Genomic DNA, 9,240 nt, shown 5'->3' with positions numbered 1-9,240 from the left:
CATCAATGATGGCGCACGTTGCGGGCCGGGCGAAGGTCGAGACGTAGGGGCGGCCACCAGGGCCGCCCCTACATCGTCTTGAGGTATTCGAGCAGCGCGAGCTTGTCGGCTGTGGGGAGGCTGGTGCCGTACGTGTGGCCGGTGTTGGCGTTGCCGCGGAGGCTCGTGTCGAAACGCACGCCCTCGCGTTCGGCGTCAGGTCCCGTGCTGACGAAGCCGACGCGTTCCCAGTCGTACACGTCGTACGCGCGATAGAACGTCGCCGGGCGTTCCTCGGGGAACAGCAGCGAGCGGAGATCGGGCACCGATCCGTTGTGCAGGTACGGCGCGCGCAGCCACACACCGTCGAGCGGCATGTTCGCGTAGCCCCCGGTCTTGCGGAAGTGCGAGAACTTCCATGGATGGCCCTTGCCGATCGTGTTCATTGCGGCGGCGAGTGCGGGCGTGAAGGAGTCGAGGCGCTCGCGATCCGTGCCGATCGCGTCGATCGGCGTGACCTGGCCGACGGCCGATTCCCCGAAGTCGTGACACGAGGCGCATGCGGTGGCGTACACGGCGCGGCCCGCGCCGGCGCGCGACTGGTCGATGCGCGCTGCGGGATACGCAGGCGGCGGGAAGTCGAGCAGCCAGCGCTCGATGCGCGCCATCGACGGCAGGTCGAGCGACTTCGGAGTGGCGCCCGCGCCGATCGCCGCGCTCTTGTTGCGCTCCTCGACGCGGTCGTTGTTGCCATCCCAGTGGAGCCACAGCCCTTCACGCGGCCGCTGCTGCCAGATCGACGGCAGGTCGACGGTGCCGACGGTGGTGTCCATCGGCACGCCGAGCAGCACCTTGTACGGATTGAACGTGTCCACGCGTCCGGGACCGAACGCGGGCCTGTCGTCGAACCACGCGTTCTGCTTCGCGCGATCGAGGATCCCGTTGCGCGCGGCGCGCACGATGAACAGCCGGTACGCGAGGCGCGAGAAGAAGCCGAACTCGGGGTTGGCCTTGCGGATGGCGTCGATGAGACGGCCGGTCTCGAACGCGGGTGACTTCGCGCACGCGGTGAGGAAGCGGCCGTAGCCCTGCAGATCCATCTGGTTGGCGGGCATGCCGACGATCACCTGCCGCGCCGCATCGGGCGATTCGCGCAGCGTGCCCACGTGGCACGTCGCGCAGTTGAGACCGACGCGATCGCCGTTGCCCGGCCTGAACGACGTGCCGATCGGACGTCCGTGTGCCGCGCCATCGGAGAGGAAGCCGATGCGTTCGTAGCCCGAGCCTGCCCGCGCCGGCAGCGCCGACTCGCAGACGTCGGGCAGCACCTTCCAGATCCAGTACGGGATCCCCGAGTTCTCTTCCGCGCCGATCGATCCGTATTTGAAGTGCTCGACGATGTCGGTGAACGAGGGGCCGTCGTTGCGCGCCGGATTCGAGGCGCGCAGGCCGACCGACGTCGCGAGCAGGAGCAGCGCGAGGAGCGTACCTGCGCGGCCCTGGGCGCCATCCGGGTTCCGGTGAGCGGACGTCACGACATCACTCCGTCACGCGAACGGTGCCGGTTCGAAGACGCTCATGATCTCCGCCACCATCGCGTCGTACGAGTCGAAGCGCGTGACGTCGTAGCACCCGAGCGGGTTCTCCACGGCGTGGACGAGACACTTGTTGCAGTACGTACACGGGCGCGCGGGCCGGCCCATCCCGGCCGCGAACTGCTTCACGAGGTCGTTGTTGGCGATGAGCGGCCGCGCCATCGTGACGGCGTCGCAGAAGCCCTGACGGATCGCTTCACGGATCACTTCGGCGTTCTGGAATCCGCCCGTGCAGAGGACCGGCACGCCGACGGCCTCCTTGATCGCGCGCGCGGCCGGCAGGTTGATGCCCTCGATGCGATCGCCTTGCGCCTCCTCCCAGCGGCGCTCGAAAAGGCGCTGCGTGGGATCGAACCGGAAGAGCAGGTAGTTCCTGAATGCGCGGCTCCCGCTGGAGAGCAGCTGGTCGTACGTCTTCACGAGCTCGCTCACGGGGAACGAGCCGGGAGGATTGCGCGGGTGCGGGAAGTAGCTGCCCGACGACACGTGGATCGCGTCGACGCCCGCCTCGTCGAGCCACTTGCACACCTGCACCGTGTCGTCCAGCGTGTTGCCCGGCTTCTCGTGCCTGTCGAGCGCGTCGTTGTAGTCTTCGGCGCTGATCTTCACCTGCAGGTGGAAGTCGGTCCCCACTTCTGCGCGAATCGCCGCGACCACTTCGAGCAGGACGCGCGCGCGTTGCGGGAGTGGTCCGCCGTAGTCGTCCCGTCGATCGTTGATCGCCGAGCTCAGGAACTGCGTGAAGAGGTACCCGTTGGCGGCGTGCAGTTCCACGCCGTCGAGGCCGGCGGCACGCGCGCGTCGCGCGCCTGCCGCGAACGCCGCCACCGTTTCGCCGATCTGCGGCTGCGTCATGGCCACGCACGGAAAGCCGTGCAGCGGTTCGTCTCGATCGGTGCAACTCCACGCCTGCTCGTACTCGATGCCGGGGATGTCGCGCTGCCGGCCCGCGTGCGACAACTGCATGATGAACCGGCAGTCGTGTTCGTGCACCGCGCGTCCGACGGCCTTCCAGAACGGGATGCGCTCGTCGCGATCGATCGTCGCGTAGTTGGGGACGATGCGACCGCGGATCGTCACGGGCACGAACGACGACACGATCGCGCCGACTCCGCCGGCCGCGAACTTCGTCTCCCAGTTGATGCGTGCCTGGTTGCCGCTGCCGTCGTAGTTGTCGAAGCGTCCGGACACGTTGGATCGGAAGATCCGGTTCTTCACCGTGAGGCATCGGAACGCCAGGGGTTCGAAGATGGGATCGGCCATGGCTACATCCGCTTCAGGTACGCGATCAACGCGCGCTTGTCTGCGTCGCTCGCCTCGGCGCCGAACACGTGCCCGCGATCGAGCACGAAGTCGGGCGCCACGTTGTTGCGCAGGAAGCCCCTGAACAACGCATCGTCGGACAACAGGTTCAACACGACGCGATTGCGCACGAGCGCGGGCAGTCGAGTGGGGTCGACGCGGGCGATGAGATCGACGGGCGTGCCTGCGGGGATCTGCACGGGTCTGTCGCGCCCCGTCACGGCCAGCTCGCTCGGCAGGCTGGTGACGATGATCGACTGCGCGCCGAGACGCTTCTCGGGCCAGAGCAGCTTCTGCACGCCGTCGGTGAACGCCGTCATCCTGCCGCTCACGGACGGGTCCTTCACATACGTGCCGAGCGCGTTGTTGTGCAGGTAGGGTGCGGTGGCCCACATCGACACGAGCGACGGTGTCCTGTAGTACCCGCCGCGCGCCACGGTGAACGACAGCGGCTTGTCCGGCTTCTGGGGGTTGTAGAGGCCGGTGATCGCGCCGGCCGCAGGCAGTCGCTTGTACGTCTCCGACGAGAACTCCTCCCACACGTTGCCGCGCTGCGCGTTGGTCGCGATCGCGCGCGCGACGTTCGTGCCGATCTCCTTCACCGGATAGCGCCGATCGTCGGAAAGGAAGTTGTCGGTCAGGAAGTCGGGCGAGCGCACCGCGTCCTCGAACCACGCGATGCGTGCGGCGGCGTCCGCGATCGGCACCGGCGGCTGTTTGCTGGAGTGGCAGCGCGCGCACTCGCGCGCGAACACTCGTGCGCCGCGCGCCACCTCGTCCGGTGACTCGGTGAGGTAGCGCGCGCCGCCTGGCGCATCGGCCAGGTGCATCGGCTTGACCGTCTTCAGAAATGCCTCCGCCGCCTCCATGCGCGCTTCCGTGTCGCGCCAGCCCTGGCACGTCTCGCGCGCCTGAGCCATGCGGAACGGCTTCTGCGGCGAGAGTCCGGCCACCGGATCGATCAGCGACAGCCACAGGTCCGAGCACATGCCGATGTTCACGTACACGCGCAGCGATGCTCCGGCCACGCCCACCGAGTCGGCACCATCCTTGAGGATGTGGTGCACGGCACGTTCGCTGCCGTCAGGCATCTGCTCCATCGCCGTCGGCCGACTGGCCAGCAGGAAGATGGAGTTGATGTTGCTCGGGTTGTGATTGTGATCCGTCGCGAAGCGCGACGTGTCCGACGTCCCCGGCGGCTGTCGATTGCCGAGATGCCACCTGAAGTCGCGTGGCGTCATCTTCAGGTTGAAGAGGCGGCCTTCCTCCCAGTACTGGTTCCCGATCGCGCCTGCGAGCTCGCTCCACTTGGGCTTCTCGGGATCCACGGGCGGCGACAGCGGGTTGAAGCCGACATGACAGAACCCGCACGCCATACCGATGAGGTAGGGCGGCTGCATACCCTTCGGATGCGACCGATATGTCTCGGCGTTCCACCCGGCTGGATCGAAGGTCGGATTCGAGAACCGTCGGAGTCCGACGATTCCGGCGGGCTGTCCGAACTCGGGAGGCAGGTCGTCGGGCCGACAGGTATCGAGCCACAGCCCGTACTCATCGGGCCCTGTCGCCGCTTCACAGCCGGGCTGGGTGACGGCGCCAAGGTCACGAAAGCGACGCCCATGGCGACGGGAGTCGATGTACTCGAGCAGATCGACGTTGCCATCGGTAAGCTCTGCCATACGTGACCAGAACTTCTGATTGCCACCGGTCCAGAAGTACCAGGTATCTCGTCCGACACGTTCGATGTCGGTCAGGCGTCCACCGTAGCCGTAGTCGTCTTCTGATCCGTAGACCGGCTGAGCTGCCCCTGACGCGTTGACGACGTGGGATGCCAGTCTGTCGGCAGCGAATGGACGACCTGCCGACAACAGCGCGAGTCCTGTCCAACTCACCGACAGCACTACCACCGTCATCGTCCATGCGCGCGTACGCATCATGGGATCCTCCTGAAAGCTCTTGCTTTCGGATTGCCAACCACTATCGATCGGGAACATCGACTAGAACGGCGGCGGGTCTCGGATCGCACAGAGTCACGGGCCGGCAACGGGCAACCGGCAACGGGCAACCGGACATTCGAGCCCGGAGCCTTTCGGCTTCGGCGTTCGAAGCCGGTTCATCCGGTTGCCGGTTGCCGGCGAGCGAACTCGATGCTGTTCGATCTCTCGCGGTCGAGCGTTGAGCCACATGACCCCGCAATCATGCCGTTGACGCACGACGCGTCGAGGGATGCCATGGCCAAGCGCGCTCCGCGAAGTATTCAGGCGACGTCAGCTCGTCCGTCGTCTCGTCGTCGATCACAGGGAACGGTTCGTTCGTCCAAGCCACGCGCGCGCATGGCAGCGCCATCCGCGCCTCTGGCACCAGGCGGCGGCGCGTACACGGCACACTGCCGCGCCATCGTCGTGCTGGCCGCGCCGACCGAGCGTGACGATGCGCGCGCCGCGTCGATCGCGGAGGCGGCGGTACGCGCGGCGATCGGCGACGGGTATCGCATCGAACCGCTCGGACGCGGCGCGCGGGACTATCGCGTGACCCTGGCATCGGGCGACGCGATCGACGCCGGCGAGGCGTGGACGCTTGCGCGCGCGCTCGCCGGACATCGCGACATCGCCGAAGCGGAGCCGGCCATCGATCAGCCGGGTCTCGAACCGCCACCGGGTGTGCTCGATCCGCCCGTCGTCAGGCCGGGATTCCGGCCGCGCGATTTCAGTCCCGACAAGCCCCTGCCGTGTGCGGCCGGCAATCCCGAGTGGAGCATCGAGTTGTGCCGCGTGAAGGAGGCGTGGGCACTCGTGCCGCCGACGCCACAGGGGCGCAGCAAGGGCGAAGGCATCGTGGTCGGCCATCCAGACACCGGATACACGCGCCACGCGGAGATCTGGGCGGACGGCCGCGTGCGCGTTGCGGACAGCTACGACTTCGTCCTGCGCAAGACGGATGCGGTGGACCCGCTCGAGCCCGGCAATCCGGGCCACGGCACGACGACGGCGAGCGTGATCATGAGCTCGACCGGTGGCACGGGCGAGACGTTCGTGTCCGGCGTGGCGCCCGCCGCCACCATCGTCCCGCTGCGCGTGACGGCGCGCGTGGTGCTCCTCGGCTTCGACAGACTGGCAGAAGCGATCCGTTACGCGTCCGATCACGGGTGTCACGTCATCTCGATGAGCCTCGGCGGTGTGACGCCATCGGGTGCGTTGTCTCGCGCCGTGGCGTACGCCGTGAGTCAGGGCGTTGTCGTCCTCGCCGCGGCCGGGAACGTGTGGCCGTGGGTCGTGTATCCCGCGCGTCTCGATCAGGTGATCGCGTGCGCGGCGTGCAACTGTCAGAAGGGCATCTGGAGCAAGTCAGCCACCGGCGACACAGTGGACGTCACGGCGCCCGGGGAGACGGTATGGGTCGCGCGGCCGGGCAAGGATGCCGGCCAGGACGACGACATCGTGGACGTCGGATCGGGCACGTCGTACGCGGTGGCGACAACGGCGGGTGCGTGCGCGCTGTGGCTGGCGCACCACGGCCGAGACGCGCTCATCACGCGCTACGGCAAGGGGCAGATCGCGAGCGTCTTCAAGGAAGTCCTGATGACGCACGGCGTGGACACGCCTCCGGGCTGGCGCACCGACAAGCACGGTGCCGGCATCCTCGACGCGGTGAAGCTGCTCTCGGCGCCGCTGCCATCCACACCGCCCGCCGCGGGTCTGCGCGTGCGCGCGATGCCGATGGCGCCGCGCCGGCAGAACGACGCGGATCGTTTTCTGCCGTACTACCCGGACGTCGATCCGGAGCGCGTCAGGCGCGGACTCGTGCGTCTGCTCGACACGACGGATGGTGAACTGCCGGCGGTGCTCTCCGAATTCGGCGACGAGCTCTTGTTCCACGTTGCCACGAACCCTGACGTGCGCGCACGTGTGCTCGCACCGCCTCGTCCGAAGAAGCGCGGGCAGTCGATCAGGCGGTCGGGACCGTTGGCCACGGCCGCACGCGTCGCGGCAGCACCACGGCTGCAGCGTGAGGGCTCGCCGGCACTCCTCGCCCGCATCTCCTGAAGGGCATGACGGTGACGCCGCTCGTGCGCTTCGCGATCGTGCTGGTTCCTGACGCGACGGGCGCGTGGACCAGTGAGGTGCGGGATGCGACAGGCGTCGCGCTGCCGGGATCCACTCGCACGATCGCGCGCCTGCCGCTGCCGCACGACGACGACACGCTGCTGACGTTCCCTGCGTGTCATGCGCCGCTTGCCGTCGACCGTGCCGATGCAGCGGATCTGCACGCGCTCGACGCGCGCACGCTCGGGCACTGGTACGCCAGCCTGGCATCTGGACAGGCGTCCGACGGGATGCCTCGCCGATTCGGACGCTATCTCTTCGAACTCGTACTCGGTGCATCCGTCTGGTCCACCATCGTCGAGCGAGCCGACGGTGCGGCGATCGATCTGCGCATCGCGTGTCCGTCCGGCGAGTGGCCGTTGATGCGGCTGCCGTGGGAGTTGATGCACGACGGCGTGCACTTCCTCGCCGCGCGACCCGGACCGCTGGTGCTCATGAGCCGGGAGATCGCGGCCGTCGCGTCGAGCGGCATGCCGCGCGTGTTCACGCCTCGCGTGCTGTTCGTGGTCGGGGCGCTGCAGGGAGACACGGAGATCAGGGCCGGCGCGGAGTACCTCGGGCTGCTGCGACGGCTGCAGGCGCTCGATCTCACCATCGACTCGCGCGTGCTGCGCGACGCGACGGCGGAGAGCCTGCAGCAAGCTGTCACCGAGTTCCGTCCCTCCGTTGTCCACTTCATCTGTCATGGCGGGTTTGCCGATGGTCGTGGCGCGCTGCGCCTGCTCGCATCGGATCCCGGGCTGCCGTTCCAGGACTACACGGCGCCGCAGTTGCTCGCGTTGATGTCGTGGAAGGACGCCGCCGACCGCGTGCAGTACCCGCCCGTCGTCGTGCTGAACGCGTGCTACAGCGCGACGCCCCCTGCGCCGACGGCGGCCGATCCCGTCGATCGCGTGGCGAGCATCCCCGTGTTCGGCGGCGGTGCCGGTGCGCTGCCGACGGCGATGGGCACGGCACCGCTCGGCGCCGAACTCGTGGCGGGCGACGGGCTGCACGGCGGCCCAGCGCTCGTGATCGGCATGGGCGGGAAGGTTGCGGATCTGGCGTGCCGCCTCTTCACCCGTCAGTTCTATCAGTCGCTCCTGCGTGGCGACCCGACCTGGTCCGCTGCGGCGGGGCGACGCGGCGCGTTCACGCACGGCTTCGATCCGCAGGACACCATCGACTGGGCGACGCCTGTCGTGTTCGTCGAAGCGTCTGCCTCGCTCGCCGTGGACGCCGAGGAACTGGCCGCCGCACGTCGTCGTGAATCGGCCGTGCGCCAGTTCCGTCGGCAGGCCGACCCGCCGGCCTTCTGCGGACGATTGCGCTTCTTCGATCACTGGCGCGAGGCGATGGCGCCACCGTCGCGCGGGACGCGGCGTCTGCTCGGCATCGCGATGAGCGATACGGATCCGGACAAGCAACTCGGCGGATCACGATTGCTCGAAGAGCTGGCCGTGGCGGCGGTCCACGCGGGTCATGTGCCGTGTCTGCGCCTGCACAACCAGGTGTCGCCGGAGCGCCCGACGGACGTCCGTGGCATCGCGCGCGAGATCCTCGCCGCCGCCATGCAGACGCGCCTGAACCACGGCCTCCCCGCCGCGTGGACGCCGCAGGTCCTGGAGCTGACCAAGGCGATCAACGGTCGGACGGCCACCATCAGCCCTGAGGTCGACGCCGCGTTCGCGCTCGACGAGACGGATGGCTTCCGCATCGCACTGCAGCGCGACCTGTGGCACGTGCGCGACGAGGTGATGGCGCACCTCGGATCGTCGGCCGCGCAGTCGCATGACGCGATGGCGGTGGTGTTGCTCGACGAGGTGCAGCGCTACGCCGGTGCGGCGGGACGCTTCGTGATCGATCTCCTGCGGGCGGGAGGTCTCGGCACCGACCAGGATCCGATCCCCGTGGCCTTCACGTATCGCAAGGACATGAACTACGCCGAGCCTTACGAGCAGGTGCGCAAGGCCCTCGACGCCGTGTCCAACTGGGCGATCCGCGAAGAGCTCCAGCCGCTCAGGGAAGCGGTCAACGACAGGTCGATCTATCTGCACCTGCTGCTGCACCGCGACAAGCCGCTCATGTTCTCTCCGACGCTGCCACTGCTCGACGATCGCTTCTACGCGTCGATCCACAGGGCGACGGCATCGGGGTATCCGTCGCAGTTCCGCGAGCACGCCGAACCGCTGCACACCGTGTTGCTCACGCTGCAGGACGCCAACCTGCTCGTGGCCGCCACCGACGAGGACGTCCTCAGCGCGATCGGAGAGCCGTGATGG

The 9,240-nt window shown here is 68.2% G+C and carries 5 protein-coding genes; 2 read left to right on the top strand and 3 right to left on the bottom strand.

Going from position 1 to position 9,240, the window contains the following annotated elements; translation table 11 throughout:
* Positions 1–68: 68 nt before the first annotated feature.
* The 3 genes from IT182_05225 to IT182_05215 are packed head-to-tail and all read right to left on the bottom strand — an operon-like array spanning position 69 to position 4,810.
* The gene (locus tag IT182_05225; protein ID MCC6162734.1) at positions 69–1,514 is read right to left on the bottom strand and encodes a cytochrome c; all 1,446 of its coding nucleotides are present in this window, start codon (positions 1,512–1,514) and stop codon (positions 69–71) included.
* A 12-nt stretch (positions 1,515–1,526) separates the two neighbouring features.
* On the bottom strand, positions 1,527–2,837 hold the full coding sequence (locus tag IT182_05220) for an NADH:flavin oxidoreductase (protein ID MCC6162733.1): 1,311 nt from the start codon (positions 2,835–2,837) through the stop codon (positions 1,527–1,529).
* A 2-nt stretch (positions 2,838–2,839) separates the two neighbouring features.
* Entirely contained in the window at positions 2,840–4,810 is a 1,971-nt protein-coding gene (locus IT182_05215) for a hypothetical protein (protein MCC6162732.1), read from the bottom strand.
* A 399-nt stretch (positions 4,811–5,209) separates the two neighbouring features.
* Between IT182_05215 and IT182_05210 the strand changes: the two genes are divergently transcribed.
* Both IT182_05210 and IT182_05205 read left to right on the top strand, forming a co-directional pair.
* On the top strand, positions 5,210–6,919 hold the full coding sequence (locus IT182_05210; GenBank protein MCC6162731.1) for a S8 family serine peptidase: 1,710 nt from the start codon (positions 5,210–5,212) through the stop codon (positions 6,917–6,919).
* 5 nt (positions 6,920–6,924) lie between these two features.
* Positions 6,925–9,237 carry a CHAT domain-containing protein gene (locus IT182_05205; protein ID MCC6162730.1) on the top strand — a complete coding sequence of 771 codons (2,313 nt, stop codon included), beginning with the start codon at positions 6,925–6,927 and terminating at the stop codon, positions 9,235–9,237.
* The last annotated feature ends 3 nt before the right edge of the window (positions 9,238–9,240 follow it).

It is taken from the genome of Acidobacteriota bacterium (genome assembly GCA_020845575.1).
Classification (GTDB): domain Bacteria; phylum Acidobacteriota; class Vicinamibacteria; order Vicinamibacterales; family Vicinamibacteraceae; genus Luteitalea.
The sequence above is the reverse complement of the archived record's forward strand: the minus strand, read 5'-3'. Positions and strand labels throughout refer to the sequence as shown.

Excerpts from the sequence above, each read along its gene's own strand:
- IT182_05215 (MCC6162732.1), bottom strand. The coding sequence starts at position 4,810 with ATGCGTACGCGCGCATGGACGATGACGGTGGTAGTGCTGTCGGTGAGT.
- IT182_05210 (MCC6162731.1), top strand. The coding sequence starts at position 5,210 with ATGGCAGCGCCATCCGCGCCTCTGGCACCAGGCGGCGGCGCGTACACG.
- IT182_05220 (MCC6162733.1), bottom strand. The coding sequence starts at position 2,837 with ATGGCCGATCCCATCTTCGAACCCCTGGCGTTCCGATGCCTCACGGTG.
- IT182_05205 (MCC6162730.1), top strand. The coding sequence starts at position 6,925 with ATGACGGTGACGCCGCTCGTGCGCTTCGCGATCGTGCTGGTTCCTGAC.